The 25,376-nt window shown below is 71.5% G+C and carries 27 protein-coding genes and 1 riboswitch; of the genes, 9 read left to right on the top strand and 18 right to left on the bottom strand.

All coding sequences use genetic code 11. The features are described from left to right. Window positions 1-21: 21 nt before the first annotated feature. From ACZ63E_RS17275 to ACZ63E_RS17285, 3 genes are read right to left on the bottom strand one after another with little or no spacing between them, the layout of a single operon-like run. Window positions 22-831 (bottom strand): MBL fold metallo-hydrolase, encoded by an 810-nt coding sequence (locus ACZ63E_RS17275; protein WP_465336974.1) that lies wholly within the window; start codon window positions 829-831, stop codon window positions 22-24. A gap of 9 nt (window positions 832-840) precedes the next feature. After that, entirely contained in the window at window positions 841-1,719 is an 879-nt protein-coding gene (locus ACZ63E_RS17280) for a fumarylacetoacetate hydrolase family protein (RefSeq protein ID WP_465336976.1), read from the bottom strand. Then, window positions 1,716-1,916: a limonene-1,2-epoxide hydrolase family protein gene (locus ACZ63E_RS17285; protein ID WP_465337468.1), complete on the bottom strand. Its 201-nt coding sequence runs from the start codon at window positions 1,914-1,916 to the stop codon at window positions 1,716-1,718. The genes ACZ63E_RS17280 and ACZ63E_RS17285 overlap by 4 nt, the downstream gene beginning before the upstream one ends. A 204-nt stretch (window positions 1,917-2,120) precedes the next feature. Between ACZ63E_RS17285 and ACZ63E_RS17290 the strand changes: the two genes are divergently transcribed. Beyond that, window positions 2,121-2,876, top strand: coding sequence for a class I SAM-dependent methyltransferase (locus tag ACZ63E_RS17290; RefSeq protein WP_465336977.1), 756 nt, complete (start codon window positions 2,121-2,123; stop codon window positions 2,874-2,876). Continuing rightward, on the top strand, window positions 2,873-4,012 hold the full coding sequence (locus tag ACZ63E_RS17295) for a YncE family protein (RefSeq protein ID WP_465336978.1): 1,140 nt from the start codon (window positions 2,873-2,875) through the stop codon (window positions 4,010-4,012). The genes ACZ63E_RS17290 and ACZ63E_RS17295 overlap by 4 nt, the downstream gene beginning before the upstream one ends. A gap of 4 nt (window positions 4,013-4,016) precedes the next feature. On the opposite strand, the gene ACZ63E_RS17300 is transcribed toward ACZ63E_RS17295, so the two are convergent. From ACZ63E_RS17300 to ACZ63E_RS17310, 3 genes are read right to left on the bottom strand one after another with little or no spacing between them, the layout of a single operon-like run. Next, entirely contained in the window at window positions 4,017-4,508 is a 492-nt protein-coding gene (locus ACZ63E_RS17300; RefSeq protein WP_465336979.1) for an SRPBCC family protein, read from the bottom strand. Further along, a complete protein-coding gene (locus tag ACZ63E_RS17305; RefSeq protein WP_465336980.1) occupies window positions 4,505-5,155 on the bottom strand; it encodes an SRPBCC family protein in 651 nt (216 codons plus the stop codon). The genes ACZ63E_RS17300 and ACZ63E_RS17305 overlap by 4 nt, the downstream gene beginning before the upstream one ends. A gap of 1 nt (window position 5,156) precedes the next feature. After that, complete coding sequence (locus ACZ63E_RS17310; protein WP_465336981.1) at window positions 5,157-5,510, bottom strand: ArsR/SmtB family transcription factor; 354 nt, start codon at window positions 5,508-5,510, stop codon at window positions 5,157-5,159. 106 nt (window positions 5,511-5,616) lie between these two features. Here ACZ63E_RS17310 and ACZ63E_RS17315 point away from each other — a divergent pair, with 106 nt between their 5' ends. Beyond that, window positions 5,617-6,195 carry a hypothetical protein gene (locus ACZ63E_RS17315; protein ID WP_465336982.1) on the top strand — a complete coding sequence of 193 codons (579 nt, stop codon included), beginning with the start codon at window positions 5,617-5,619 and terminating at the stop codon, window positions 6,193-6,195. A gap of 307 nt (window positions 6,196-6,502) precedes the next feature. Here ACZ63E_RS17315 and ACZ63E_RS17320 read toward each other — a convergent pair whose 3' ends face one another. Continuing rightward, window positions 6,503-7,294 carry a hypothetical protein gene (locus tag ACZ63E_RS17320; RefSeq protein ID WP_465336983.1) on the bottom strand — a complete coding sequence of 264 codons (792 nt, stop codon included), beginning with the start codon at window positions 7,292-7,294 and terminating at the stop codon, window positions 6,503-6,505. A 185-nt stretch (window positions 7,295-7,479) separates the two neighbouring features. On the opposite strand from ACZ63E_RS17320, the gene ACZ63E_RS17325 reads away from it, so the two are divergent. Next, window positions 7,480-8,991 (top strand): FAD-dependent oxidoreductase, encoded by a 1,512-nt coding sequence (locus tag ACZ63E_RS17325; RefSeq protein WP_465336984.1) that lies wholly within the window; start codon window positions 7,480-7,482, stop codon window positions 8,989-8,991. 12 nt (window positions 8,992-9,003) lie between these two features. Here ACZ63E_RS17325 and ACZ63E_RS17330 read toward each other — a convergent pair whose 3' ends face one another. Further along, on the bottom strand, window positions 9,004-10,125 hold the full coding sequence (locus ACZ63E_RS17330; protein ID WP_465336985.1) for an FAD-dependent oxidoreductase: 1,122 nt from the start codon (window positions 10,123-10,125) through the stop codon (window positions 9,004-9,006). A 95-nt stretch (window positions 10,126-10,220) separates the two neighbouring features. Here ACZ63E_RS17330 and ACZ63E_RS17335 point away from each other — a divergent pair, with 95 nt between their 5' ends. Next, a complete protein-coding gene (locus ACZ63E_RS17335; protein WP_465336986.1) occupies window positions 10,221-10,910 on the top strand; it encodes a TetR/AcrR family transcriptional regulator in 690 nt (229 codons plus the stop codon). A 147-nt stretch (window positions 10,911-11,057) separates the two neighbouring features. Next, window positions 11,058-11,666 carry a helix-turn-helix transcriptional regulator gene (locus tag ACZ63E_RS17340; RefSeq protein ID WP_465336987.1) on the top strand — a complete coding sequence of 203 codons (609 nt, stop codon included), beginning with the start codon at window positions 11,058-11,060 and terminating at the stop codon, window positions 11,664-11,666. Window positions 11,667-11,674: 8 nt separating this feature from the next. Here the strand turns inward: ACZ63E_RS17340 and ACZ63E_RS17345 are convergent, their stop codons facing one another. From ACZ63E_RS17345 to ACZ63E_RS17390, 10 genes are all read right to left on the bottom strand, one after another. Next, a complete protein-coding gene (locus tag ACZ63E_RS17345) occupies window positions 11,675-12,115 on the bottom strand; it encodes a hypothetical protein (protein ID WP_465312548.1) in 441 nt (146 codons plus the stop codon). Window positions 12,116-12,151: 36 nt separating this feature from the next. Then, on the bottom strand, window positions 12,152-12,466 hold the full coding sequence (locus ACZ63E_RS17350) for a hypothetical protein (RefSeq protein ID WP_465336989.1): 315 nt from the start codon (window positions 12,464-12,466) through the stop codon (window positions 12,152-12,154). Between the two features lie 43 nt (window positions 12,467-12,509). Next, window positions 12,510-13,358, bottom strand: coding sequence for a molybdenum cofactor guanylyltransferase (gene mobA, locus ACZ63E_RS17355; RefSeq protein ID WP_465336990.1), 849 nt, complete (start codon window positions 13,356-13,358; stop codon window positions 12,510-12,512). Window positions 13,359-13,447: 89 nt separating this feature from the next. Next, window positions 13,448-14,482, bottom strand: a complete 1,035-nt coding sequence (locus ACZ63E_RS17360; RefSeq protein WP_465336991.1) for a prenyltransferase/squalene oxidase repeat-containing protein — start codon at window positions 14,480-14,482, stop codon at window positions 13,448-13,450. Continuing rightward, complete coding sequence (locus ACZ63E_RS17365) at window positions 14,479-15,336, bottom strand: ECF transporter S component family protein (protein WP_465336992.1); 858 nt, start codon at window positions 15,334-15,336, stop codon at window positions 14,479-14,481. The genes ACZ63E_RS17360 and ACZ63E_RS17365 overlap by 4 nt, the downstream gene beginning before the upstream one ends. Next, the gene (locus ACZ63E_RS17370; protein WP_465336993.1) at window positions 15,333-16,925 is read right to left on the bottom strand and encodes an ABC transporter ATP-binding protein; all 1,593 of its coding nucleotides are present in this window, start codon (window positions 16,923-16,925) and stop codon (window positions 15,333-15,335) included. The genes ACZ63E_RS17365 and ACZ63E_RS17370 overlap by 4 nt, the downstream gene beginning before the upstream one ends. After that, entirely contained in the window at window positions 16,922-18,049 is a 1,128-nt protein-coding gene (locus ACZ63E_RS17375) for an energy-coupling factor transporter transmembrane component T (RefSeq protein ID WP_465336994.1), read from the bottom strand. Before ACZ63E_RS17375 ends, ACZ63E_RS17370 begins: the two co-directional genes overlap by 4 nt. Beyond that, window positions 18,049-18,996: an ABC transporter substrate-binding protein gene (locus ACZ63E_RS17380; protein ID WP_465336995.1), complete on the bottom strand. Its 948-nt coding sequence runs from the start codon at window positions 18,994-18,996 to the stop codon at window positions 18,049-18,051. The genes ACZ63E_RS17375 and ACZ63E_RS17380 overlap by 1 nt, the downstream gene beginning before the upstream one ends. Further along, complete coding sequence (locus tag ACZ63E_RS17385; RefSeq protein WP_465336996.1) at window positions 18,993-19,838, bottom strand: ABC transporter substrate-binding protein; 846 nt, start codon at window positions 19,836-19,838, stop codon at window positions 18,993-18,995. The genes ACZ63E_RS17380 and ACZ63E_RS17385 overlap by 4 nt, the downstream gene beginning before the upstream one ends. Window positions 19,839-19,842: 4 nt before the next feature. Then, window positions 19,843-22,302 (bottom strand): hypothetical protein, encoded by a 2,460-nt coding sequence (locus ACZ63E_RS17390; protein WP_465336998.1) that lies wholly within the window; start codon window positions 22,300-22,302, stop codon window positions 19,843-19,845. Between the two features lie 56 nt (window positions 22,303-22,358). Beyond that, window positions 22,359-22,503, bottom strand: a riboswitch (adenosylcobalamin (AdoCbl) riboswitch). A gap of 158 nt (window positions 22,504-22,661) precedes the next feature. Here ACZ63E_RS17390 and ACZ63E_RS17395 point away from each other — a divergent pair. The 3 genes from ACZ63E_RS17395 (at window position 22,662) to ACZ63E_RS17405 (ending at window position 25,333) form a co-directional block, all read left to right on the top strand. Then, complete coding sequence (locus tag ACZ63E_RS17395) at window positions 22,662-22,976, top strand: hypothetical protein (RefSeq protein WP_465336999.1); 315 nt, start codon at window positions 22,662-22,664, stop codon at window positions 22,974-22,976. Between the two features lie 603 nt (window positions 22,977-23,579). After that, the gene (locus tag ACZ63E_RS17400; RefSeq protein WP_465337000.1) at window positions 23,580-24,104 is read left to right on the top strand and encodes a sigma-70 family RNA polymerase sigma factor; all 525 of its coding nucleotides are present in this window, start codon (window positions 23,580-23,582) and stop codon (window positions 24,102-24,104) included. Next, window positions 24,101-25,333, top strand: coding sequence for a hypothetical protein (locus ACZ63E_RS17405; protein ID WP_465337001.1), 1,233 nt, complete (start codon window positions 24,101-24,103; stop codon window positions 25,331-25,333). The genes ACZ63E_RS17400 and ACZ63E_RS17405 overlap by 4 nt, the downstream gene beginning before the upstream one ends. Window positions 25,334-25,376: the final 43 nt, after the last annotated feature.

Consider the following 25,376-nt stretch of genomic DNA (forward strand, 5'->3'; position numbering starts at 1 on the left):
GTGTCCGGGTGGCCTGCTCGGTCACGTGTACCAGCGGCGACCCCGTCCGGCGAGGACGCGACCGAACTCCAGCTCGGGGAAGTGAGCGCCGACACCGATGGTCGCCTCGTCCTCCAGTTCGCGGAACAGCCGGTCCCGGACGCGGCTTGCCAGGCCGGGGTCGACGTCGCCCACGGAGCGCCACGTGGGTTCGTCGAGCTGGACGGGGCAGATGACCGCGTCGCCGAGCAGCAGCGCCCGTTGTCCGGCGGAGGACACGACGACGCACAGGTGCCCTGGGGTGTGACCGGGCGCCATGATCAGGGAGATGCCGGGCGCGACGGTGGTGTCCTGGCTGACGAGCCGGACCCGGTCGCCGCGTTCGCGGGTGGTGACGAGGCCGCGGTGGATGTGACCGGCGAGGTGGCCGTCACCCTCGACGAAGTGGTCCCAGTCGCCGGCGCCGAACCAGATGGTGGCTCGGGTGAACGTCGGGTCGGCGTGGGTGTCGAAGAGCCAGCCGCAGTGGTCGGAGTGCAGGTGGGTGCAGACGACGTCGGTGATGTCGGCAGGGGCGACGCCGAGGGCGCGCAGTCCGAGCGGCAGCTGGCCGCCGACGAGCAGCCGGCGCGGGCCGGCCTCGTCCAAGGCGGGGCCGAGGCCGGCGTCGACGAGGACGGTGCGGTCGCCGGTGCGGATGAGGAAGCAGCCGATGGGCAGCCAGGCCATGCCGTCGCGCGGAAGGAAGAGGTGTTCGTGGCCTTCGGGCCGGACGTGGTCGCCGAAGTAGGCGGGTGACGCGCGAAAAGTCCCGTCGGTGAGGGGATGGATGGTGATGTCGCCGATGCGCATGCGGGCCTTTCAGGGTTCTTTCCGGACGGTGTTGCGGAGGGTGCCGAGGCCGGTGATCGTGCACTCGACGACGTCGCCCGGGGCCAGGAAGCGTGGCGGGGTGAGGCCGATGCCCACGCCGGCGGGGGTGCCGGTGGAGATGATGTCGCCGGGCCGGAGGGTGATCCCGGCGGAGATCGTCGCGATGAGCTCCGGGATGTCGAAGATCAGGTCCGCGACCGGTGCCCGCTGACGGCGTTCGCCGTTGACGGTGGCGCAGACCTCCAGGCGGCGCGGGTCGCCGACCTCGTCGGCGGTGACCGCCCACGGGCCCATCGGGGTGAAAGTGTCCAGGGACTTGGCCAGCAGCCATTGCTGGTGGATCCGCTGCAGGTCCCGGGCGGTGACGTCGTTGACGATCGTGTAGCCCCACACGTGGCCGAAGGCCTGTTCGCGGGTGATGTGCCGGCCGCCGCGGCCGAGGATGACGGCCAGCTCGGCTTCGTAGTCCAGTTCGGCGGTGAGGCCGAGGTGGGGGTCGATGTCCTCGCCCGGTCCGAGCACCGACGACGGGAGTTTCGAGAAGACGACCGGTGCCGCCGGGAGGTCTTCCGAGCGTTCGGGGGTGTCGTAGCCGGAGCGGCCGAACTCCCGGACGTGGTCGCGGTAGTTCTTGCCGATCGCGAAGAGGGGCCGGCGGGGGTGCGGGATCGGCGCGAGCAGCCGAGGTGACCGCGGCGTCGGCAGGCCGGTGGCCGCGGCGATGACGGGGCCGAGCCGATCCCAGCCGTCGATGACCTCCAGCAGCGTGCGGTCGCCGACCACCGGACGCAGGTCGTGCGTCCGGCCGTCGTCGCCGACCCGGCCGAGGCCCGTGCGCCCGGCGTCGGCGAACGTCGCCAGCTTCATCGTTCTTCACCCGTTGCGGTGGTCAGCGTCGCCAGGTCGAAGTAGTCCCGCCAGGCGGCGATCCGGTCGCCCGCGAGCTCGAAGACTCCGGTCACGGGCAGCAGTACCGCCGTGCCGTCCTTGCGGTGCAGCACGTCGGTGCGTTCGTTCATCACCACGGTGCCCTGGGCGAGTTGCCGGTGCACGATGAAGTCGATGCCGACGCCCGCCTACGTCGATGCCGACGCCCGCCTACGAGGACTTCCACGCCCACCGCCTGGCCGGCCTGCCCGGTGTCGCCGCGGTGACCAGTTACGTCACCATGAAGACCCTGCCGTCATAGCCATCCTTGCGAAAACCATTGGTGCCCGGCTTGTTCCGCTGATGGACTGATGTCCTACCGCGTGACGGAGGTAGTGGTCGTGACGGACTATGACGTGCTTGCCGAGGTGTACGAATGGCTCATCTCGGAGGCAAAGCTGCCTCCGGACGAGTTCGCCGCGTCGTTCGACGACGTCCTCGATCTCCTGCCGTCGAACGCTCACGTCCTCGACTGTTCGTGCGGAACCGGACAGCTGGCGGTCGGCCTCGCCGGTCGTGGCCTGCAGGTCGTCGCAACCGACGCCAGCGAGGCGATGGTTCGTCGGACCGCAAAGTTGTCCGAGGAGTTCGGGGCCTCCGTTCGGGCCGCGCGGGCGAACTGGGAAGAGTTGCCCGAACATTTCCAGGACAACACGTTCGACATGGTGTTCTGCGTCGGCAACTCGCTCCACCATGCCGCGGGCGCGACAGGCCGAGGTGCTGCTCTGGAGTCGATGTCACGACTTCTGCGCCCCGGCGGGCGCTTGGTACTCACATCCCGCACTTGGGAACTCGTGCGGGCCAGAGGTTCCCGGCTGGACATCGGAGACCGGCTCGTCCGCCGGAACGGTCGCGATGCCGTCGTGGTTTACCGCTGGGAGATCGCGCCGCATTGGGAGGACGAGCACCACATCGAGATCGCGATCGCGCAAGTTGATGCGACCGGGTCGGTTCTTGTCCGCTCGGAACTGCTGTCCTGCTGGCCCTACCGGTACGAGGAACTCGAAGCCGAGCTGCAGCGGGCCGGACTCCAGAGGGAACTGAGCACGTTCGATCTCGAGGCCGAGAACTACCTGGTGGTCGCGAGCAAGGTGTGAACACCGGACTCGAGTCGTCAACGCGTGGTCGTGACACGGTCATCGATCTGCCGGGTACTCCGATGAGTCCAGCTAGACTGCGCCATGTGGAGCCTGTGGGGAGCGCCCGGATGAGTCGGCGTCATCTGCTGCACCTGGCCGCCCTGGGCACACTGGCGACCAGTGCTTGCTCGGCAGGCAGCGACCCGGCGCCACTGCCTGGTCTCCGCCTCCCGAAGCCGGTGGCGCAAATCCCGCTCCCCTCCATGCCGGGCAACTTCCTCGTCGCGGCCCCGATGGTCGACCGCGTCTGTGTCGCTCTGGCGACGGGTGTCGCCATCATCGACACGAACCGGGATGTCGTCGTCGGGTCCGTCTCGGGCGGCGGTCGGCTGGAGGCCCGGAGCCTGGCGGTCAGCCCGGACGGACGGGTGGGTTACCTGAGCTACTTCACCGGTTCCGAGTTCCGGATGCTGGTGTTCGACCCGCGGTCGGCCCGCGCGCTGACCACCGTGCCGATCGACGGCGGCGACACCATCACCATGTCCCAGGACGGCCGCCTCGCTTACCTGGTCGGTCCCGGAAACGGCGGAAGCTCGGGTGCTGTCCAGGTGGTCGACACCACGAGCCACACGGTCGTCACCACCATCTCGACCGGCGCCCCGCGGCCATCCCTGAGAGGCCTGGCGGTCAGCCCGGACGGACGAACCTTGTACACGCTCGAAGGCGGCCAGCCGGCGCAGAGCGCGGGCAGCGCCCCGGCTCCTGTCGCGCTTTCGGTGATCGACACCGGGACCCGGGTCGTGACGAAGAGGGTCGAGTTGACCGGCGACCGGCGACACGTCGTCCTGTCTCCCGACGGCGCACGCGCCTATCTCCCCGACATCCTCACCAACGTGGTCACGGTCGTGGATACCTCAACGCTCACCGCGGTCGGGTCCATCGACGTCGGCGGCCGGATCGAGTTCCTCGGCGCGACGCCCGACGGCCGGTACCTCTACATCACCGGCGGTCCGTTGCAGGTCGCCGACTTGACCACGAACGCCGTCGTGGGGAGCGTTCCCGCCGCATTGACAGTCAGCGAGGTCGCCTTCAGCAGAAGCGGAAAGGCCTACGTCGTGGGCGATCGCGCGCTTCAGGTGCTCTCGACCGAGTGACAGATCAGTTCGTCCCTTGGCGGACGTCCGTCCCCTGCTCGGCGAACGCCTTGAAGTCCTGCATGTGCTGCCGCGACTGCTTCCGGAAGACGCCGGGCATCAGACGCCCCATCAGCCGCATCGGCAACCCGTCGAACCGGAACTCGCTTTCGCTCTCCCACAGCGTCGTGCCCGGACCGGCGTCGATGATCCGGTCGCGCTGGGCCTGCCACATCCCCTCGCCGACGATCTCGCGGTCGTAGTGCACCACGACCGAACTGGGAACCGCGTGCAGGTCTGCGGGCTCCAGGCGCGTGATGGTCTCGGTGGCCTCCATCCTCCGCTTCCCCGTTTGAAACACGACTCGCGAGATGGTGCCGACCTGGCCGTGCACCCCCTTCACCGGCTCGTGCAGGACCAGGCCGGGCAGCCACTTCGGCAGGTGCGCCGGGTCGGCGACCAGCTGGACCACCTTCTCGCGGGGCAGGGCGATCTCGATCGAGGTGGTGTACTTCATCGCGCGTTCCCCTCAGGCGCGTAGAACGCGGTGGTGGCGGCTACCGCGGCCGCCACGTGATCCGGATCGCCGCCGGCGGCCAGGTGCGCTTCGCCCCATGCCGCGGCGCTGCGCCGAACGAACTCGCGCCCCTCGGGCAAGGTCCGGAACTCCTCGTGGTCCAGGGTCCCGCCGTCGGCCAGGAACCGGGCCAGGGTGAGGAGATGCAGGTCCCAGCCCACACCGCCGGCACCGGGGCCGTAGGTGGGGAACAGGGGCTCCCCGACGGCTGCCGCATGGACCAGTTCGAGCTCGGTGTCCCCGGCCGGGCCCGGGGACAGGCGTACCTCGACCTCGCTCGTACCCGGCCACTCGTCGGCGTCCGGTCCGAAGAGCCAGGACACCCGCAGCCGCCGCGGCGGGTCGCACCGGAGGATTTCGCCGTGCTCACCGCCGTCCAGCACGAACGACCCGCCGAGCCGCAGGTCCCCGGTGACCGGCTTCAACCAGCGACCCAGTCGCTCGGGGTCGGTGATGGCGTCCCACACGTCGTCGACCGGCGCGTCGTAGCGACGCCGCAGCTCGATGGTGTACGCGTCGCCGGCGGGCAGGGTCGTTTTGCCCATCGCCCGGCGGGCAGCGGCCAGTTCGTCGAGCACGTCCTTCATGTCATGGTCCTTTCTCGCCGGCACCCGAGGTCCGGGATGCGCGTCTGCCGCGGGCCAGCTCGGTTCCCAGGGCATCGAGCCGCTGGTCCCAGAACCCGCGAAACCGGTCCAACCACACGTCAACCTCCCTCAGCGGCGAGGGATCGACGGCGTAGAACCGGCGAGCCCCCTCAGCCCGGACCGACGCGAATCCGCTCTCACGCAGAACGCGCAGATGCTGGGAGACAGCCGGCTGCGACAGCGCGAACTCGGCCCGGATCACCTCCGTGATCGCGCCCGAGGTCTGCTCACCATCGGCGAGCAGCTCGAGAATGCGCCGGCGCACCGGGTCACCGAGGATGTCGAACGCCTGCACGACCCGGATCGTGCCACATCTGCCTTATATAAGCCAGGGCTGGTACTCAGGCTTGCGGCGAACGGGCACCGGACGGGTTCCCACGCCTCGAAGGTCGCTCACTCGGGTGGCTGCCGGCTGCGCGGACGCCCCGCCGCCTGCGGCAACCACCGGCAGAGACCGCGAGCTCAGTGTCGAGCCGGCGAAGGTGATCCGCGACGGTGAGCTCTATGCGGCGACCTCAGCCCTGCAGGGTCGTCTCGCGCTGGGCAGCCCCGCGATGTCGGCGGTGCCACAGGTGAGGCCGACTCCGACTCCCCAGCTACTGCGCCTGCCGCCCGTGGTCGGACGACGGCGGATCTGCCCGGTCGACGCCGCCGACCTCGCCCTGCTCGCCGGCGAGCTCCTGCTGTACACCGGCTTCAACCTCATCAACGACGACCACGCCCTCGGAGTTGGCAGTTTTGGCGTCGCGCTTCTGGCGCCATCGGCGAAGCACCCTGCTCAACGCATTTATGGTTTCGTAGATACTTATACCCATGAAGTCGTCAGGACGTTGCCGATTCCTCCTGAGCCGCCATTTTCGGTCTCCCGAATCAAATGTCAAAACCGCGACATTGACTCCGAGCAGGTCCGAGAATCGCCCGATCGTAGCCAGGAAGGGCGCGTTCGTCGACTTGACCGGGCTCGAGCTTCGTCAGGGTGATGACCTCAGCCTCGAATGGCTTGATCGTGAGAGAATAGACAGCGAGGTCGCTGTGGTTGGCGATCAACAACCGACGCTCCGAGCCCTCGCCGGCCGATAAGCCAAGGCCGCCGTCGCCAGCGAACCGCTCGTCAACACGGTACCGGTCCAGGCCGGCACGTTGCCCCAGTCCCATCCCAGCCAGCCCGCTACCACGAAGTCCTCCGTACGCCGGATGATCGGCCCTGAAGTAACAGTCAGTGGCACGAACCACTGCGTTACATCACCACCGGCGCCGAGATCACCACCTGATCCCGGGCGTGCGGAACTACGCCGGGTTCTCCGCGACGGCGAGGTAGTCCGTGTAGATCTGCGGTGAGCCGGAAAACGAGGCCAGCTGCTTCCACTCCTCGTACATCTGCTTGGTGTCACGATGGGCGGACGCGAACTCCGCGGCCTCGCCGGTGGCGATGTCGGGCTCGGGGTAGAACACGTCCAGCGCGTCCAGGCTCGCGATCTCCATCATCATCACGTACTGGTCGAGACGGTTGCCCCGCTCGCCCTTGAGCACGTGGAACCGCCAGTCCGGGTAGTCGTCGATGCGGTGGTGGTTCTCGGCGATGAAGCGGTCGAACATCTCCTCGGTCACGCCGGCGCGCAACGCCAGGTTGTGGATCCCGACGACCCGGGCGACGGGCTCCTCCCCCGGGCGGTCGCGGTAGCGGGGGCCGGGCGTGACCGTGCTCCGCGGGTTGTCGGCCAGCAGCCGGTAGTCGGTGAACAACGTCGGCAGCTCGGCGAACGTGCCCAGCCGCCGCCACCGCGCCAGCACCGCCTCCGCCTCCGGGTGCTGCGCCCAGAACAGCCGGGCCTGCTCGGTCTGCTCACCCCGGGCCGTGACGTAGCGGTCGCGCTGCTCGGCGCTCTCGATCTCGTACAACATCAGGTACTGCCCGGTCCGCTCGCCACGCAACCCGCGCAGCAGAGTCCACCGCCACCCCGGGTACAAGGGCAGGTGAACGCCTTCGGCACGCACGAAGGTTTCGAACTCTTCCGGCGTGACACCGGCCTCGGTGTCGATGGCGATGTACTGGAAGGTGAACACCGACGAGCGTCCCATTGCGCGTCCAATCCTCGGGCCGAAAGGGATCGAGCGTCCGACGAGCACGACTCCCCCATCACATCCTGCCGCTCCAGTGCTGTGCGCGCTTGACACCCTCGTGCCAGCGCCGTGTGCGCGCCCTGAGCGCGGCCCGCCGCAGCCTGAACCGGTCGCCGAGATCCGGCTGCGGAAGGGGATTTCTCATGCATGACGTGGTGATCGTGGGCGCCGGGCCCGTCGGGCTGTTCCTGGCCTGCGAACTGGGCCTCGCGGGCTGCTCGGTCCTGGTTCTCGAGCGGGAGCCGGAGCCCGGCGCGCCGTGGCGGACGGCCCCGCTCGGGCGGCGCGGCCTGTTCGCCGCTTCCGTCGCGGCGTTCCACCGGCGCGGGCTGCTGGAGCCGCTGCTGACCGAGGCCGGCCCCGCGTTCGGCGCCGCCGAAGACGACGATCCGGCTCGGCCGCGGTTCGCGGGGCACTTCGCCGGGATCGTGCTCGACGCGGCCGACGTCGACGTCGCCGCCCTGCCGTTCCGGCTGCCCGGCTCGGTGCCGGACGCCGTCATGACCAGCCTCGACACGGTCGAAGCGGTGCTGTCCGAGCGGGCGGCCAAGCTCGGAGTCGAGATCCGCCGCGGGGTCGCCGTGGACGGTCTCACCCAGGACGACGGGCGCGTCGTCGTGCGCGCCGGCGCACGGGAGTTCCCGGCACGCTGGGCCGTCGGCTGTGACGGCGGGCGCAGCGCGGTGCGCCGGCTCGCGGGCTTCGAGTTCACCGGCACCGAGCCGCAGTTCACCGGGTACGTCGCCCTCGCCACCATCCCCGACGTCGAAAAGCTGAACCCGGGGTTCACCCCGACGCCGCGCGGCATGTACATCCGGATGGCCGCGGACGGGCACATCGGCGTGATGGACTTCGACGGCGGCGCGTTCGACCGTTCGCGCGAGGTCACCCGCGAACACCTCCAGGAAGTGCTGCGGCGCGTCTCCGGCACCGACGTGACGCTGACGGAGGTCCACCTCGCCTCGAGCTACACCGACCGCGCGATGCAGGCGACGACCTACCGGCGGGGCCGCGTCCTGCTCGCCGGCGACGCCGCGCACATCGTTTCGCCCCTCGGCGGGCAGGGGCTCAACACCGGCATCGGCGACGCCGCCAACCTGGGCTGGAAGCTCGCGGCGACCCTGCGCGGCCAGGCCCCGGACGGGCTGCTCGACACCTACACCCGCGAGCGCCACCCGGTCGGCGCCTGGGCGCTCGACTGGACGCGGGCCCAGGTGGCGTCGATGCGGCCGGATCCGCACGCCCAGGCCGTCCAGAGCGTGCTGCGCGACCTGCTCCGGACCCGGAACGGGACGACCTACGTGTTCGAGAAGCTTTCCGGCATGTCGGCCCGCCACGACCTCGGCGACGACCGGCCGCTGGTCGGCCGCGTCGCGCCGGACTTCCGGCTGGACGACGGCACGAACCTCGCCGACCTGATGCGCGACGGCCGCGGCGCCGTGCTCGACTTCAGCTCCGACCAGCGACTGCGTGCTTCCGCGGCGGGCTGGGAAAGCGAGCTGCGGTACGCCGCGGGCACCGCGGAAAACGACCTCGGCCTCGGCGCGGTCCTGGTCCGCCCCGACGGGGTCGTCGCCTGGACCGGAGAGCACGTGCCCGATCGCGGCTCCTTCGAACGCGCCGCCCGGCGCTGGTTCGGCGACACGAGCGTCTGATGTGGCCCCTTCCTAGCGACTTGCTTCAGGGACGAAGGCGGGCAGCTTCTCGAGACTGCTGCGCACGGCTTCGGCGCCGTACTCGAACATCTGCCGCTCGTAGCCGTCGACCGCGTCGAGCAGGTCCTGGCGGCCTTCGCCCGCCTCGATGAGGCAGCGGCGCAGCAGGTCGGCGTCGCGCAGTGCGGTGTTCGCGCCGTTGCCGCCGGTCGGGGACGTCGCGTGGATCGCGTCGCCGAGCAGGGTGACCGGTCCGGGCGCCCAGCGCGCTCCGGGCCGGACCACCCGGATGGACAGCAGCGTGCTGTTGTCCGGGTCGGCCTGTTCGATCAGGGCTCGCAGCTTCGGGTGCCAACCGTCCACATGGGACAGCACGGCGTCCTGCGCGGTCAGGTCGGCCGGCGAGCCGTCCGGCGGCAGGATCATGGCCCAGCGCACGTAGTCGCCGATGTCGGGCAATGTGACTTCGGGAGCCAGGTGCTCAGCGGCCTCCTTCGGCGGAGTCCGGAAGCGCATCGCTCCGAGCAGCAGGCTGACGCCGTCACCGGTGATCTTCGAACCGTAGGCCTTGGCCAGGGTGGCGAACTCGCCGGTCAGCGGGGTGCGGCCGATGACGAACCGGACGCCGGTGTCGGCCGGGGTGGTCTGCGGCGACAGCACGCCGCGGACCGCGGAGTTGACGCCGTCGGCCCCGACGAGCAGGTCGGCGGTGGCCGGGCCGCGGCGGGCGAACCGGGCTCGGACGGTGCCGTCGGCGAGGGTGTCGTAGCCGGTCAACGCGGCGCCGGTGTGCACGGTGAGGCCGGTGGTCAGCAGGTGGCGCAGCACCTGCCGGTCGACCACGAGGCCGGTCCGGCCCGCGCCGAGCCTGCCGATCTCGTTCAGCTGCGGGTCCAGGATCAGCTGCTCCGCGGTGGCCTCCATGACAATCTCGTCCAGCAGCGCGTGCCAGCGCGCCGGCAGGCAGTCGCGCACCGCCTGGAAACCGGCCGGGTTCAGCACGAGCCGGTAGCCCTGGAACCGCGCCGCGATCTCCGGGTCACGCTCGAACACGTCGGCTTCGATCCCGGCGCCACGCAGACCCTGCGCGAGAGCCAGCCCTCCCAGGCCGGCCCCGACAACGGACACTCGCATCCGGCTACCTCCAGACGATCGGAACGAACTTAGTTCGTTTGACGATCCTAGTTCTATCGAACGAACTAAGATCGTGTCAAGCTATAGTGACGGCCATGCCCACCGAGCCCCGCCAGCGCCGGAAGCCGATCACCGTCGACCGGATCACCGACGCCGCCCTGGAAGTCGTGGCCACCGAGGGGTACGACGCGCTGACCATCCGCCGGGTCGCCGCCGTGCTCGGCACGGGTCCGTCGTCGCTGTACGCGCACATCGTCACCAAGGGCGACATCGACGACCTGCTGATCGGCAGGCTCTACGCCGAGGTGGTGCTCCCCCGACCGGACCCCGCTTCCTGGCGCGAGCAGCTGGCCGGGGTGTACACGCAGATCCGCGACCTGTACCTGCGGTACCCCGGGGTCTCGCGCGCGGCGCTGGCCATGGTGCCGACACACCCGGAAACACTGCGGGTCGGCGAAGGGATCCTGGCGATCCTGCTCACCGCCGGCATCGAGCCGAGGACGGCCGGCTGGGCCCGCGACGCGCTGTCCCTCTACGTCAGCGCCTACACCCTGGAGCGGTCACTGGTCGAGCACCGACGCCGGCACCAGGACCAGGAATGGGTACTCGGCCCCGAGGAGCTGCTGGACCGCTTCTCCGCACTGCCCGTCGAGAGGTTCCCGCACACGCGACGTCATGCGGCGGAGCTGATCTCCGGCACCGGGGACGACCGCTTCCGGTTCGCCCTCGGCCGGCTCATGGACAACCTGCGGCCGGAAGCCAGTGCGCCGTCAGGGAAGCCGTGACCGAGTTTGTCCACATAGGCCCGGAATCCGACGAGCGTTCACGTGATCCACCTTCACCCTCAAGGGTGAATACGGCGCGGGGTGCCGACACGTAGAGTGCCGTCACTGTGATCAAGTAGACCGGCCCCGAAGCCCCTGCGAGCCGCCATGAAGCACGCCGTACTCATCGGCCCGGACAGCATCGATCGCGCGGCGATCGCGGCGCTCCTCGCCTGCACGTACGACTTCGACCCGCAGCGGGTGTTCGGCTTCGGGCAGCTCGCACTCGCCCGCGCCGCGCTCGACGCCGCCGACGGCCTGGTCTTCGTCCTCCACCCGAGGGAGGCCGACCGGCACCGCCCGCCGCCCTCGCCCCGGCCGGAATCGCACGGCAAGCGGCTGATCTTCCTCGTGTCGTCGTTGTCCAGCCAGGACGCGCAGGAGATCCTCACCCTGAAACCGCGCGGAGTGGTCTTCCTGCACGAGGGGGTCGACCGGCTGCACGACGTCATCACCACGGTCGGCAACGGACAGCGCGCCGTCAGCAGCAGCCTGACGCTGTCGGCCTGGGCGGTCAAGGAAAGCCCGCTGACCCCTCGGGAGCAGGAGGTCCTGACCGCGGCCGCCGCGGGCAGCCCGCCCAAGGAGATCGCCACCTCGCTCGGGCTGGCGCCCGGCACCATCCGCAACCACCTGACCGCGATCCAGACCAAGCTGCGCACCCGCTCGCTCGTCGACAGCATCCGCGTCGCGACCGACGCGGGCTGGCTCGGCTGACGCCCCGCTCAGCGGCGGCCGGCGGCCAAGATGACGAGGAACTGACCGCCGCCCGGCTCGACCGCGGCCGTCACCGGCAGGCCGGGCAGCAGCCGGGAGAACCGGTCCACCAGCCAGTCCGCCGCCTCCCGGGCGTCCTTTTCGGTCGGGCACCGGGCGACCATCTCGCGGCCGCCCTTGCGCTCCAGCCGTCCGGCGACCGTGCTCAGCGGCGCGGGTTCGACCACGTGCAGGCGGTCCGGCCAGGCGATGACCACCTTGACCGCGCCCTTGCGGGTGTTGCACCCGCGGTGCGCGAGCCGTTCGGCGATCTTGGCCTTGCGGTCCGCGGTACGGCTGTCGACGCTGGGCCCGCGCGGATCGTTGACCGACATGTCCGGGTCGACGGGTTCGTCGCAGACCCAGCACCGCCAGCCGTCGCGTTCGGCCACGTCGTCGAGGAGACTCACCCGAGCAAGCTAGCAGGGACCGAGCGGCCGAGACAGCTACCGGACGCGCGCCGTCAAGGCTTGGCGGAGGTCCGCCGCCGTGCCCTCGGAGGAGGTGAGCGTCAGGCAGCCCTGGTCTCCCGGGCCCCCAGGCGGGATGACCTCCGCTGTCCACGACCGGTCGAACGTCAGCGGGCCGACGCCACGGTCGCGGTCTGCTTTCCTCGGCTCCCAGCACAGTTCGCCGTCTCGGAGGGACAACCGGCCGAACAGCTCGCCCACCTCGTCGGCGCGGCGGGCGTGACGGCCGGGCGCCTTGGCGCAGACGATCGCCCGCCCCCATAAGGAGAGTACGTGCGCGGCGCGGGCCATCTGGTGCCATGAGCTCGGCTGTAAGCGCTTTGTCCAGGCTTGGTCAGTGGCCGGCGTCCGCCGACCGGAACGCCACGGCGTCACCGGCGACCAGCGGGAGCAGCGGGTCTCGGGTCACCTGGTCGCCGTTGAGCGCGGCCACGATGTGCCGGTCCAGGGTCAGCTCGACCGCCTCGGCGGCCGCGCCGAGCGTCGCCACGGGGACCTGGCGGGGGCGATGGCCGTCGCCGCGGGCCAGGGAGTCGAAGCATTCGATGGTGACCTCGGCCGGCGGTTTCGCGCGCGCTGCGGCGTAGTCCTCGGGGGTGTTGAGGTTCACGACGGATTCGAGCGTCGGGTCGTCGCGTTTGAGGGCGCTGTCGTCGAGGAGCTGGTTCTCTTCGAGCTTCGCCACGGTGCAGTGCTTGGCCAGCATGCCGGGACGCAGATCGCCTTCCGCCACCAGTTTCGCGATCAGCCCGGCCAGCTCGGTGCGGTAGCCCGCGGCGAGGGGTTGCCGGAACCCGCGAGCGACCGGCAGGAGCATGTCGGCGCCGGTGTCAGCCAGCCCGCGCAGCACGCGGCGGACGAACGCGGGGTGCAGGAACGGCATGTCCACCGAGCACGCGAACGCCACCGGCGCCTCGTGCGCAACGGCCGCGAATCCGGCCGCGAGGCCCTGCATCGGCCCGAGGCCCTCCACCGGATCGGTCACGATGCGCACGCCGCGCGGAAGTGCGGGCAGCTCCTGCCCGGGCGCGGCGACGACGACCACGGGGCCGTCGAGCGTCCGGGTCAGCAGGGCGGTGGTGCGGTAGAGCAGCGTCGAGCCGTGCCATTCGAGGTCGGCCTTGGCCTGTCCCATGCGGGTGGAGCGCCCACCCGCGAGAACGACACCGGCCGCGGTCTGCATGCCGACGATGCTATCCGCGCGCCGGCTCAAAGCGCTCGGGCGTGGCTCGTCGTCCGGAACGCTCTGCGTCCCGGCAACCCGCACTGACGTCACGGGCAGGTGAGGACCGGCTCCGCGGCCGACGAGCCGGCCGAGGTGAGCTGCACAAAGCCGCGGCCGCCGAGACCGAGGACCGCCTGTGTCGTGGCGCGCACGACGGTGTCGGCGTTGTACCCGGTGGCGTCATAGGCGACCGCACCGCGGTTCGCCGGGACACCCGCGCAGCCGACCTGCAGACCGGCGATGAACGTCTTCGCCTTCTGGGCCGCCGCGAGCCGCAGGCCGGCGCGGAACGCCTGGCCGGCCAGGCCGGTCGTGTTGGCGTTCGGCGCGACCGCGGGATCACCGGTGCCGACCGAAATCCCGCCGCCCGCCTGCTGCCTGCTCGCCAACCAAGCCAAGCCCTGCTGGGACTTGGCGATCCGGCCGGTCGCCTGCAATGCCTGGGCGACCATCGCCGTCGAGTCGGTGTCGCTCACGCACGGCGTCGCGCCGAAGTCCAGCGGGAAGCCGCCGTCGGCGCACTGTGTGCCGGCCAGGAAGTCCGCCGCTGACGTGGGCGCGTGGCCTGGGGTCCGGTCGAGCGCGATGATCGCCAGGGACTGGGAGAACGCGTTGCTGAAGTCGCCGAACTGCGACTTGTCGGAGAACCGCCCGGACGGGATGAGCAGCGCCCGCAGGCGCGTCGGCAGGTCGGTGCCGCCGAACGACGCCGGGTTCAGGCCCCGCACCTCGGCGGCCAGTGCGGCCTTGGCGGTGGCGCCCGCGTAGGACTCGGTGACGCCGTCGCCGATGTAGCCGGCGAGGTTCGTGGCCACGTAGGTGGTCGCGCGGCCGGCGGCCGTGTTCGCCACGCCGGCCGAGGCAAAGGCGAGAATGCCGTCGATCGTCAGGCCGGTGTCCGGATAAGCCACGCCGCCGAAGACGGTGACGAGGTGGTCGCCGTCGACCAGCTGTCTGGCGAGCCAGCCGGCGGCGACGTCGGCGCTCTGCTTGACCGGAGTGGTCGCGGACGCCGGTGCCGGGACGACGAGCGCGGCGGCGGTGACCGTGGCCAGCACAGCCGTGAGGTGGCGCAGTTTCACTGTTTCTGCCTTTCCGTCGAAATCTCGGCGAAGCTCGGTGCGACGCCGTAGGACGCTTTGCGCGACGCCCGGCGCAGCGTGGCGAGCACCGCCGGGCCGAGCACGAGGATCGCCGCGGTGTTGGTGATCGCGCGGCCGGTGTCCCAGCCCGCGGTCGACGTCAGCAGCGTGAACACGGCGAAACGATGGAGGTTCTCCCCCACCGGATCCCCGGGCACGTAAGAGATGTGGCCGTCGTAGTACGGGACTTCGGCGCCGGTGATGAACGGCCAGAACCACAGGTTCATCAGAAACCCGAACAGGTACGCCACGACAATCCCGTAGCCGACGAGCATCCCGATCTCGGCCTTGCCCGTCACCCGATGCGGTAGCAGCCCGGCGCCCATCCCGATCCACGCCGAGCACAGCATCTGGAACGGCAGCCACGGCCCGACCCCGGCGGTCAGCAACGCCGAAGCGAACAACGACGTGCAGCCGAGCACGAACCCGAACCCGGCGCCGAAGACACGGCCGGCCAGCACCAGCACGAAGAACACGGTCTCGATCCCGGCGGTGCCCGCGCCGAGCGGTCGCAGGGCCGCATTGACCGCCGACAGCACCCCGAGCATCGCGAGGGCTTTGGCGTCCATGCCGCCTTCGGACAGCTCGGCGAGCACGATGACGATCAGGACCGGCAGGATGCCGAAGAAGATGAACGGCGCGTCCGGCCCGTGCTGCATGCTCTGCGGCTCGACGCGGACCAGCAGCGGCCAGACGAACATCATCACCCCGGCCAGTGACGCCAGCCCGAGCACGACGGCCGACCGCGGACCTACGCGCACGGCCTGGTCGGCGCGTCCCCAGTGGCGGATCACGAGACCGCCGCTTCCACCTCGGCGACGGTCAGCCAGCCGTCGCCGAGGATCTTGGCCACCTGCGTCGCGAACGCCGGCGAGCCGCCGAGCACCTCGGCGGTGCCGCCGTCGGTGACGATCTCGCCCTCGGCCATGACCACGACCCGGTCGGCGACCGTCGCGACGAACTCGACGTCGTGCGTGGCCACGACCACCGCGCGCCCCTCGGCGGCCAGCCCGGCGATCATCGCCGCCAAGGCCGCCTTGGCCGGGTAGTCGAGGCCGCGGGTCGGCTCGTCGAGCAGCATGATCGACGGTGACGCGGACAGCTGCACCGCCAGCACCAGCGACAGCCGCTGCCCCTCCGAGAGGTCGCGCGGATGCCGCGCCGGGTCGATGCCGGGCGCCAGCCGGTCGAGCAGACCCCGGCAGGCGCCCGGCTCGGCCCCCGATTCGGCGTCGGCCGCGGCGCACTCGGCGGCCACGGACTCGAGGTAGAGCAGGTCGCTCGCGGTCTGCGGGACGAGCCCGACAACCTTGCGCGCCTTCGCGCTCGGCAGCTGCCCCGGGTCGGCGCCGCCCGCGCGGACCTTGCCGCCCTGCCGCGGGCCGGAGCCCTGCAGGGCCCACAGCAGCGACGACTTCCCGGAGCCGTTACGGCCCATCATCGCGACGACCCGGCCGGGATGGAGGTCGAGGTCGAGCCCACGCACCGCGACCACCGGCCCGTACCGCACGACGACACCCGACGCCGTCAACACCGGTTCCGCCGGTTCGGGAGGCCTCGGGTCCGGGCGCACGCCGAGGCGGGCACGCAACGGCCGGGCGACCCGCCGGGCGTCGCGCACCGACATCGGCAGCGGCTCCCACCCGGCGAGGCGGCCGAGCCGGACGATCGGCGGCGCGATCGGCGTGGTGCGCAGGATCTCCGGCGGGGTTCCGTCGACAACACTGCCGTCGCCGGGGACGTAGAGCATGCGGTCGGCGAACGGGATCACCCGTTCCATCCGGTGCTCGGCCAGCACGACCGTCGTGCCGAGGTCCTGCACGAGCCGGGCCAGCGTCGCGAGGACCTCCTCCGCCGCGATCGGGTCGAGCGCGGAGGTCGGCTCGTCGAGCACGAGGACCTTCGGGTGCATGGTCAGCACCGATCCGACGGCGACCCGCTGTTGCTGCCCGCCCGACAGGGTCCTGAGTGGACGGCGGCGCAGCTCGGCGATGCCCAGCAGGTCCAGGGTTTCCTCGACGCGGCGGCGCATCACCTGCGGCGCCAGGCCGAGCTGCTCCATCCCGTACGCCAGTTCGTCCTCGACGACGTCGGTCACGAAGCCAGCCAAAGGATCCTGGCCGACCACGCCGACGAGGTGCGCGAACTCCCGCGGCGGCCGCTCCCTTGTGGTGACATCCTCGACCGACACCGTGCCTTCGAGGTGGCCGCCGGTGAAGTGCGGCACCAGGCCGTTGAACGTCCCGAGCAGCGTCGACTTCCCCGACCCGGTCCGGCCCGCCACGAGCACCAGCTCACCCTCCCCGATCGACAGCGTGACGTCGGAGAGGACCGGTTCCGGTTGCCCGTGGTACCAGAAGGAAACGCGGTCCAGCTCGATCATGCGGGAACTTTCTCGGGTTCGGGCACCGCTTCGGCTTCGAACGGCAGCGCGGGCGGCGGGGTGAAGAAGGCAGGCAGCACCCCGACGAGCACACCCGCGAGCGGCAGCCAGGACAACAGTGGCCAGGACAGCGTGCTCAGTGAGGGGTTGAGGTTCGTCGGGTCCACACTGGACGTCGCGAACAGGACCGCCGCGACTCCGATCCCGCTCAGCGCGGTGACGAACTCGGCCGGGTGCCATCGATCGGGCCGGTAGCGGCTGCGCCGGACGCGGGTCCCGGCGGTCCGGAACCCGATCAGGCCGAGAACCAGTCCCACCACGAGGAACGGCGTCGCGAGGAACCGGGGGGTCGAGCCGTCGAGGGTCGCGTAGACGCCGACGCAGACGCCGATCAGCCCGGTGATCATCAACGTTCCGGTGAGCAGCCGGGCGCGGGCCTTCACGACTCCGGCTCGGCCGTAGCCGCGGGAGTCCATTGAGGACGCGAGCTGCAACGACCGGTCCAGCGCGTCTTCCAGCACCGGGATGATCACCGCGTGCAGGGCGCGGAACCGCCGGCCCTGGGCGCCACCGCGCAGCTTCCGGGCGCGATGGACGCGGTGGACGCTCTCGGCCAGCTGCGGGAACACCGACAGCGCGACGATCACCGCGGTCCCGATCTCGTACAGCGCCGGTGGCATGGCCTTGAGCAGCCGTTTCGGGTTGGCCAGCGCGTTCGCCGCGCCGAGACAGAGCACCATCGTCGCCAGCCGCAGGCCGTCGTAGAGCCCGCCCAGCACCGACTCGGCGGAGACGTCGCCGAGCAGCCGGATGCCCGCCGCCCACGCGGGCAGCGGGATTTCCGGCAGGTGCAGGATGATCGTCGCGCCCTCGGCGCCGCCGAAGACGATCCGGAAGAACACCCGGACCCCGACGATGACCGCGGCGAGATAGGCGTACATCCGGAACGCCATCGCCCACGGCGCGTCCGCCCGCCGCGCGATGACGACATAGCAGAGCACCGCGCAGATCGTCAGCAGCAGCCACGGGTTCGTCGTCCGGCCGGCCGCGACGGCCAGCCCGAGCGCCCACACCCACCACGCCGCCGGGTGCAGGTCGCGGGGCAGGAAGTACGTCCCGGCCATCACCCTTCCCGCGCCCGCTTGCGACGGCGCGCGGTGAACCACGCGGCGGCGACCAGCAGCACGACCGCTCCCCCGGCGACCCAGGGCGCGTAGTCACTCGCCCCGGCCTGGTCCCTGATCGCCTGGTCGACGTCGGGAGCCTGCTCCCCGCCGGTGAACGCGACGTTCTTCGCCGGATCCGGAGCTCCCTGCGCGCCACCACCGGGCCGCGGCTTGGGCGGCGGCAACGCACGGCTGCTCGCCGGATCCGCGTCCGGCGCGCCCGATGTCGCCTGCGATCCCGCGGACGGTGCTCCCTGCCCGGCAGTCGTGCCCCCGGTCTTGCCGTTGCCGGCACCGCCCGGCTGCTGCTTTTCGTTGACGTCGTTCGAGCTCGGGGCGGGCTCGGCGGCGGTGGTGCAGCCCTCGCCGCCGGTGCCGGGCCGGACCGGGGCGATCCTCGGGACCGGGTTGCTGTCGGCCGTGGCGTTGAGCGAGAACGACCAGCCCTCGAACCCGCCCGGGGCGAAGTCGCGGTTCTTCACGCCCCACTGGCTGTACTCCCAGGCGCAGTTGTTCCCGGCGTGCCAGTACGACCAGTAGCCCGCGGCCGGCGGGGTGTCCACACAGGTCTCTTGGTAGTGCTCGTTGCCCTTGACCGGGATCTCTTCGACCGCGGACGGCCGGTTCTCGATCCGGCAGATGAACGCCTCGCCCCAGCGCTGGACGCCGGCGATCTGGAACCCGGCGTTCTTCAGCGCGTCGAGACCGGTGCCGCGGCCGGTCTGCGGGTCGCAGCGCACGATCGTCGTGCCGCCGAGCTGCTGGAAGTCGATCACGACGGTGACACCGGCGCCGCCCGCGCAGAAGCCGGGTTTGCCCTTGCCCTGGTCGATCGCGTGCGCGGGGCCCGCGGTGAGCGCGGCCGTCAGCACCGCGACGGCCGTACTCGCGAGGATCCGCCTCATTGCACCGTCAAGGTCGCGGTCGAGTACACGGTGCCGCCGGTGCCGGTCGCCTTGATCGTGTACGTGTAGGTGCCCTTGGCCGTCGGCGTGATCGTCTTCGACCCACCGGGCACGGCCAGCGGACCCGACCAGGCGCCGCCCCCGGTGGCCGGGGCGACCGACTGCGCGGTGAGCGTCGTGGAGTTGGTCGACGTCCAGGTCAGGGCGGTGCTCTGGCCGAGAGTGATCTTGCGGTCCAGGTCGTCGATCGAGAGGCCGACGGTCGGGTTGGTGGCGTTGACCGCCGGGTTGCGCGGGCTCACCCGCGGCACCGGGTTCGTGCCGGCACTGCGGTTCAGGGAGAACGACCAGCCTTCGAAGCCGCCGGGGACGACGTTGCGGTTGAGGGCGCCGTAGCTGCTGTAGGTCCAGGTGGTGTCCGCGCCGGTGGCGGTCCAGTACGACCAGTACGCGCCCGCGGGTGGGGTGCGCACGCAGGCTTCCTTGTAGGTCGGGTTGCCCGAGACCGGGATCGGCTCGGTCGCCGACGGCCGTCCCTCCAGCCGGCACACGAATCCCAGGCCCCACTGCGCGACGCCGGCGACGGCGATTCCGGCGTCCTGCAGGGCCTGGATGCCGGTGCGGTCGGTGCCCGGGGTGGCGTTCGGCGAGCAGCGGGTGATCGTCGCCCCGCCCAGCTCCTGGAAGTCCACGACGACGGTGACGCCGGTGAGGGCGTCGTTGCCGGTGCAGATGCCGTTGTAGCCCTTCGTCGGATCGACGGCCGACGCGGGCGTCGCCGCGGTGACGACGAGTCCGGCCATGACGGCGAGCCCGGCCAGTAGTGCGGGAAGGCGTCTCATGGTGTTACCCCCTGGTGCGTGATGTGCGGTTGACGAGGTGGCGCAGGCCCATGGCCAGCGCGAAGACGAGGACGAGCGCGGCGCCGGAAAAGCGGGTCACCAGCCAGAACGTGCTCGTGGCCGCTTGCGCGATGGCGGGACCGTGCCCGGCGGCCGCGAGCGGCTGGTCGGTCAGCGGCAGCCGCGCGGCGGTGACGAGCGGCGAGCCGTCCGCGTCGAGCCAGGTCCGGCCGGCGATCCCGGGCGCCGCCGCGATGCTCGCGCTCGGGTCGCCCGGCCCGCCCGGCGCCTTCGGGAGCCCGCCGTCGGCCGGCACCAGGGCGCCGAGCGCCTGCGCGGCCTTGCTCGCGTCGAGCCCGGCCGCCTGGCGGCCCCCCGCGACGACGGCGGTGAGCGTGGCGTCCGGCTGCCCGTCGGCGCCGGTGACCGTGCCGTCCGCGCCGGTGCGCGCGGTCAAGGCCGCGGCGGCGGATTCGAGCGCACGCCGGTGTCCGGGTGTCCAGGCGGGCAGCGCGCCGGTGCGGGGCTTGGCGTTCAACGCAGTCACCGCGGCGGCGGTCGCGGCCAGGTCCCCGGTGGCGCACGGCTTTCCGGTGAACGCGGCCGGGAAGAGCCCATCCGCGCATTGCTGGGTGATGAGCACGCCGATGGCCGCGGTCGGATCCGCCGCCGCGGTGGTCGCCAAGGTCGCCCACGCGTGCCGTTGAAAGGACCGTGTCCCGTCGGCGAACTCGCCGGTGTCGGTGAACTCGCCGGACGGGGTGCGCACCGCGTCGAGGTCCTGCGTCAGCTGCGCGGTGACCGGCCCGCCGGGCTCGAGGAACCGCGCGATGATCTGCAGCTTCGCCAGCGGTTCGGCGTAGGAGGCCGCGCCCGGCTCGTAGGGCGCGCCGTGGGCGTAGGCCTTGATCGACTCCGGGTTCAGTAGGAACCGCGAGGCGCGGGCCACGGCGTCCGGCTGCTGCCCCAGGGTGCGCAGGGCGAGCACCAGGTCGGCGGTGAGGTCGTAGTCGACGAACGTCTTGCCGTCCTGGGTGACCTCGATGTGATCGCCGTCCACCAGCCGCCCGGCGAGGTAACCACCGAGCCGGTCGGCCGGCGTGGGTCCGGCGACCTGCGCGGGCGCGTCGGCGGGCGCGATCACGGTGCCGCGTGGTGCACCGGGCCGGACCGCGGGGGCGCCGGCCTTCTTGCTGACCGGCGGCGTCGCGGCAGGACTGCCCGTCACCGGCGGCTTTTCGGCGGGCGGGAGGCAACCGGGGTCGGGCTGCTTCGCGACGGGGGCGTGTCCCAGAGTGAGGTCGTGGAACCCGACCCGGGACAGGCCGAGCGCGGCCTGGGCGCTCGCGCGGATCCAGGTGTCGAGCCCGCCGATCCCGGTGGTGCGCGCCGTCCGGTATTCGGCCGGGGTGTAGGCGATGGCGCCGAGCTGGCCGGCCAGCCGGTTGCCCGAGTCGGCCGCGGTCACCTGGGCGGACTCGAGGAACGCCGTCCCCGACGTCATCGCGGCGTCCACGCATCCCGCGTCGGTGAGCGCCTGGACGATCAGGCCAGTGCTGTTGGTGTTGGGCGCCTCGGTGCCGACGCCGCCGCCCCAACCGCCGCCCGCGGTCTGGTGCGCCTTCAACCACCGCACGGTCTTCGTGATGGGCGCGTCGAGGTTCGCCGCGCCGGCGTCGCGGGCGGCGAGCATCGCCGAGAGCGCGAGCCCGGTGGTGTCGCCGTCCGGCGGCGCCTGGTCGAACGGCTTGCCCTCGTCGCAGGTCGAGATCCGGTGGCCGTCCGGGGTTACCTGGTCGCCGGTCTCGGTAGTGGGGATCAGGCCGAAGAAGATCCGGAAGTAGCCCTCCGAGCACTGCTGCTTCAGCATCGTGTCGAGGGCGAGCCGGTCGGTCAGGCCGGCGCCGGCCAGCCCGATCACGGCCAGCGCCTGGCCGAACATGTTGGCGTTGTTGCTGACGAAGTCCCTGAAGTCGGGGTTCTTCGAGTAGTCGCTGACCCGGCCCTTGTCGACGCCCGAGCGCGCGATCGTGCCGAGGGTTTCGGCGACCATGTCATGGCCGCCGAAGGATCGCGGGTCCCGCCCGGCGATTTCCGCGGCGACCAGCACTTTCGCGGCCGCGCCGCCGGTGATGATCGCGTCGTAGCCCTGGCCCGGGACGAGGCCGTCCCAGGTGTAGTAGTCGGTGGCGTGGCGGTCGAGGTACTCGACGATCGGCGCGGCCAGGGCGCCGTCCCCGGAGGCGTACATCGCGAACAGGGTGTCGATCATCAGGCCGTGGTCGGGCAGGTCGCCGCCGAGCGGGTTCTGCAGGGTCCCGTCGGGCGAAAGCTGCGCGGCGAGCCACCGCGACGTGGGCTTCGAAGCGACGTCAGCGGCGAAAGCCGGGGTGAGTGAGCCCACGACGAGCACGACGATGGCGGACGCCAAGGCCGCGACGGGCCTGAACCGCTTGCCGGCCACCTGATCTCCCTCTCCCGGACGCCGGCGCGCACACGAGAGAGACCGGTCCCCAGACCGGGCGTCACTCACTGTTTACGCGACAGCGGTTCGACAACACCTGCTCGAGGAGGTAACCCGACTCGTCACCTACGGTGACCTACGGTTGCGCGACAGCGCCGGACTTCGACCGGCTTCCCCTGCCACGAGCAGAAATCATGAAGTTGTACTGGTCAAAACGAATGGACAGTAACACCCGGTCAGCCGGACGGGAACGGTAAATCTCACCTCTGGGGTGTCGTAGGGGTCGCCGATCCGTTTCGGTGATCCGGCCCACAGGACACCGGTCAACTGCGAGATCATCGTCATTCGGAGGTGGGTGCGTGCGCCGGTGGCTGTGGATGTCGCTCGCGGTGTCGGGCGTGGTTGTCTTGGCCGCGGCGGGCCTGGTGTGGTGGTCGGCTGAGCGCGCGCTGGGTGCGGCGCCGGAAGTCGTGACCTCGTCCCGGGGCGGACTGTCCTGGTGCGCGTACGAGCGTGTAGGTCAGCTCACCTGTGATCCGCCGCAGCTGACCGCTGGCACGGTGGTCGCAGTCGTGGCGCTGGGCGTGCTGGGCGTGGCGCTGCTCGCGGTTGGAGCGACGGCTCTACTGCGACGACGAGAGCGATCGCCGCGCGGCCAGACGGACCACAGCTGAATGAGCCAACGTTCGACGCCGGTTGCGAAACGACCTTCGCCGAGTTCGGCGGTGTCGCGCTGGTTGCCGACGCAGCTCCTGGTGGCGGCCGCTCACCCGGCGTCGCCGGGATCTGCCGCGGCTCGCGCCGGGCAGGTCCCGTGCCGGTTCGCCTCAGCCGTCGGACTCCGCGGACGGCAGGTAGGCGCCCGGCACCCGGTCGGGGGCGACCACCTGGTTCTCCCCCGGGTAGGGCCGCTGCCAGCGACGGGATCGGGGACGACGACACGAGCGGGTATGCGCTGGGCTCACCCGCGGCCGCCATGTTCTTGGCGTCGCAGTACAGGTTCTGCCAGCTCGCCCCGGCGGGCTTGGTCAGGAACTGCTGGAACTCACCGAAGTCCCGCACGGACTTCCCGGCCGCCCGCGCGCCGGTCCCGAGGAACCCGGAGCTCGTAGGTGTTGTCGTACAACCCGCGCGGAACGGCCTGTCTCCCTGGGGCGCCGGCTCGAACAACCCGTGACCCAGCCGGTCGAGTCCGTCGTCCGGTCCGTTCCGAGACGACGCAACCATTCGGCACGTCCAGCGGCTCTGTAGTGCGTGCCGAGGTCGAGAGGGGCCGGATGTTGCCGAGGACGGACAAGCGGTTCGAGGTGTTCGTCGAGCAGCACTACGCCGAGCTCCTGCGCTACGCGATGGTGCTCACCGGCAACCGGGACGAGGCCGGTGACGTCGTGCACGACACCCTGCTGAAGCTGGTCCGGCACGTCGGACGCGGCGATATCGAGCACCTCGGTGCCTATGCTCGCCGGACGCTGTTCCGGGTCTTCCTGCGCCACCGCGACCGCACCCGTCGTGAACCGCCGGTGCCCGACGTCGCCCCGCACCGGGCCGGCGTTGACGCCACGGAGGTGTGCGACGGGCGAAACGACATGCTGACGCTGCTCCTGCGGCTGCCGCCGCGGACGCGGGCCGTGCTGGCCGCCCGGTTCTACCTCGACCTGGGTGAGGCCGACACCGCGCGGCTGCTCGGCTGCGGCACCGGCACGGTCAAGTCCACCACCTCGCGTGGCCTGCAGCGGCTGCGCGAGCTGTGGGAAGCCGAATCACCCTCCCCGCCGAGGCCGACTTCGAAGGGACTCCGATGAACCAGCACCCACCGGACTTCGCCACCCTCCTGCGCAACGAGCTCGCGGCCGTCCCCCTGCCCCGGCCCGCGGTCGGCGAGGCTGCCTCGGTCGCGCATCGGGTCCTGCGGACGCGGGCACTACGACGGCGTCGGACCTTGACCGGAGTCGCCGTGGCCGCCGTGGTCGTGGCCGGTGGCAGCACCGCGCTCGTCACGGCTTCGGGTGATGACGGAACCACGGCCCAGCCTCCGGCGGTCACCCAGTGGCCGACGCGCGGTCCCCTGGCCGGGGACACCGCACTGGTCGGCCGGGCGAAACTGGCTTGGGCGAACGCCAGCCTCTCAGCCGCGCCCGGATCCGAAGCTGCCGTGCTCTACGCCGGGCCGCTCACCGGGCAGAACGCGACGCTGGTCGTCCTGCGCCGCAACGACGCCGCCGGACGGACGTCGCTGGGCTTCATGACCACGCCGTCGACCACCGGCACGCCGGACACCACGACGCTGATGGTGCGAGCCCAGGTGACCGTCCCCACCGATGTGCCCGCCCCGGCGGCTTACGGCTTCGTCGTCTCCACGCCGGCGCCCGGGGACCAGGCCCCGGCCAGCTGGGCGGTCGCCCTCGTCGCGCCGGGCATGCCCGGCGCCCGGTTCAGCACCAGCGCCGTCGAGCAAGAGATCGCCGACACCGCGGGCTCGCCCCTCAACGGGTTGCTCACCGTCGACCTGCCGCCACAGGCAGCCGCGTGGAACACCGAGCTCGCGTTCGGCGACCGCGGGGAACGCGGCATCGCCTCCCTGACCGCGGCAGCCGATGATCCGGCCACGCGTACTGTGACCGCGACCCCGCGCCTCGACGGCACCTTCACCGTCACCGGTGCGGCGGACGCGCAACCGGGCGACCTGCTCACGCTCCACGACGGGCTGATCGGCGTGGTCATCAGCGGCGGCCCCACCGCTTCGGCCGGCACCGACCTGACGATGCTGCGGACATCCGGGCTGAGTGCCCGGACCACGACCGGCGGCCGTCCGGTCGGCCTCGCCGCCGGTCCCGGCGAGCAGACGACACTCACCGCCGGCGCCGGCGTGCTGCACGAGGGCGACCGCATCGCGGCCGGCGGATTCCCGGGCACCGCGGCGGTCGTCAACCTCGGCACCGCCCACCTGAACCCGGACGGCGCCTGGATCCTGCGGCGGGACATCTGGTTCCCGGTGACGCCCACGCAGGCCACCCTGATCCGGCACCCGTGAACGGAAAAGCGGTCGCCGCAGTTCGAACACCGGAACGTCCGAG

The organism is Amycolatopsis sp. NPDC104819, assembly GCF_055583145.1.

Bases quoted from the DNA above. Each gene is read 5' to 3' on its own strand.
- ACZ63E_RS17275 (WP_465336974.1), bottom strand. From the start codon at position 831: ATGCGCATCGGCGACATCACCATCCATCCCCTCACCGACGGGACTTTT.
- ACZ63E_RS17280 (WP_465336976.1), bottom strand. From the start codon at position 1,719: ATGAAGCTGGCGACGTTCGCCGACGCCGGGCGCACGGGCCTCGGCCGG.
- ACZ63E_RS17300 (WP_465336979.1), bottom strand. From the start codon at position 4,508: ATGAAGTACACCACCTCGATCGAGATCGCCCTGCCCCGCGAGAAGGTG.
- ACZ63E_RS17305 (WP_465336980.1), bottom strand. From the start codon at position 5,155: ATGAAGGACGTGCTCGACGAACTGGCCGCTGCCCGCCGGGCGATGGGC.
- ACZ63E_RS17320 (WP_465336983.1), bottom strand. From the start codon at position 7,294: ATGGGACGCTCGTCGGTGTTCACCTTCCAGTACATCGCCATCGACACC.
- ACZ63E_RS17325 (WP_465336984.1), top strand. From the start codon at position 7,480: ATGCATGACGTGGTGATCGTGGGCGCCGGGCCCGTCGGGCTGTTCCTG.
- ACZ63E_RS17330 (WP_465336985.1), bottom strand. From the start codon at position 10,125: ATGCGAGTGTCCGTTGTCGGGGCCGGCCTGGGAGGGCTGGCTCTCGCG.
- ACZ63E_RS17335 (WP_465336986.1), top strand. From the start codon at position 10,221: ATGCCCACCGAGCCCCGCCAGCGCCGGAAGCCGATCACCGTCGACCGG.
- ACZ63E_RS17340 (WP_465336987.1), top strand. From the start codon at position 11,058: ATGAAGCACGCCGTACTCATCGGCCCGGACAGCATCGATCGCGCGGCG.
- ACZ63E_RS17350 (WP_465336989.1), bottom strand. From the start codon at position 12,466: ATGGCCCGCGCCGCGCACGTACTCTCCTTATGGGGGCGGGCGATCGTC.
- mobA (WP_465336990.1), bottom strand. From the start codon at position 13,358: ATGCAGACCGCGGCCGGTGTCGTTCTCGCGGGTGGGCGCTCCACCCGC.
- ACZ63E_RS17370 (WP_465336993.1), bottom strand. From the start codon at position 16,925: ATGATCGAGCTGGACCGCGTTTCCTTCTGGTACCACGGGCAACCGGAA.
- ACZ63E_RS17375 (WP_465336994.1), bottom strand. From the start codon at position 18,049: ATGGCCGGGACGTACTTCCTGCCCCGCGACCTGCACCCGGCGGCGTGG.
- ACZ63E_RS17380 (WP_465336995.1), bottom strand. From the start codon at position 18,996: ATGAGGCGGATCCTCGCGAGTACGGCCGTCGCGGTGCTGACGGCCGCG.
- ACZ63E_RS17385 (WP_465336996.1), bottom strand. From the start codon at position 19,838: ATGAGACGCCTTCCCGCACTACTGGCCGGGCTCGCCGTCATGGCCGGA.
- ACZ63E_RS17400 (WP_465337000.1), top strand. From the start codon at position 23,580: ATGTTGCCGAGGACGGACAAGCGGTTCGAGGTGTTCGTCGAGCAGCAC.
- ACZ63E_RS17405 (WP_465337001.1), top strand. From the start codon at position 24,101: ATGAACCAGCACCCACCGGACTTCGCCACCCTCCTGCGCAACGAGCTC.